The organism is Synechococcus sp. R3-13 (assembly GCF_047462195.1).
Lineage (GTDB): Bacteria > Cyanobacteriota > Cyanobacteriia > Thermostichales > Thermostichaceae > Thermostichus.
In genome coordinates this window covers 1-924 of sequence record NZ_JANSIO010000231.1, presented here as the reverse complement: position 1 = coordinate 924, position 924 = coordinate 1, and the positions used below count along the sequence as shown (strand labels likewise).

1 protein-coding gene and 1 pseudogene are annotated in these 924 nt (G+C 44.0%); both read right to left on the bottom strand.

Going from position 1 to position 924, the window contains the following annotated elements:
• Positions 1 to 662 (bottom strand): annotated as a pseudogene (locus NW856_RS07310) (glycosyl transferase family 1); the annotation flags it as partial.
• Positions 663 to 718: 56 nt separating this feature from the next.
• Positions 719 to 924 (bottom strand): hypothetical protein (locus NW856_RS07305; RefSeq protein ID WP_414399667.1); only part of this gene is annotated, 206 nt, incomplete at its 5' end.

Genomic DNA, 924 nt, shown 5'->3' with positions numbered 1-924 from the left:
CTTAAGTTCAGATCCCCATTTTGGCTGCAGTTGAAAGAGATTAACGAGCCACCAAATATTAGTTGAGGGTTGTGGACTCGAGTCTTTATAAGTAGAGGTAGACCCAGTTTTTTCAAGGACATGATCAACTTAAGACGTCTGTAATGATAAGAGTTAAAATTAAGGTTACCCACAAACGCAACTCTAATTTCTTTCTTTTCTATCCAACTGGAGCTGGTGAGACAAGCCGGAATGAAAGGCAGCCAAGCTAGCCTTTGAACTCCTGCTGCTGCGAACCAGTGGAGGTGCTGTCGGTCATAGGCGGTGGCAATATAATCAAAGGCTTCAGTGGCCCAGTAAGTTAGAAGGTGGGTGATAGGGAGCACGTGATGATGCGTATCTCCGGCTAGCAAGACAGTTGGGCAGCCAAATTTTTTCGTGTTGAAAGGACTAGTCAGATCAACACTCGATGTCCAGACAATCACCAAGTCAAATTCTTTGTCTTCGACTTGATCTGAATACTGGACAAATTCATAGAGGTCAAAGTCTTTGTCAGGACACTCAACTAAGCTTTTTGGAACACTAAAAAAATCGAATATCTGTCTTCTAACCTTTCCTTTCGGACATAGAGTTACTTGACGCTCTGAAAGAGTGAGAGGTGGGACATAATCAGGTGGAGTCATCCAAACTAGTAGAACTCGAGGATTCATCAGTCTCAGAGCTTCCTAAAGATTGCCTTCTAAAGATTACCACTGCTTTCGTAGAATATGCATCTATTCAGATAACATAAGCACCCGTAGTTACCCTGAGAAATCTCCCCCTGCCAGAGGAGATGAGAGGGATCCAGCATCTGGTCAATCCGCTTGCGGTCTTGCTCAGAAGTAAACTCCACGTAAATCACCTTGATGTCTTTGAGCTGCTCTTGCAAGCTGGTCAACACCTCCA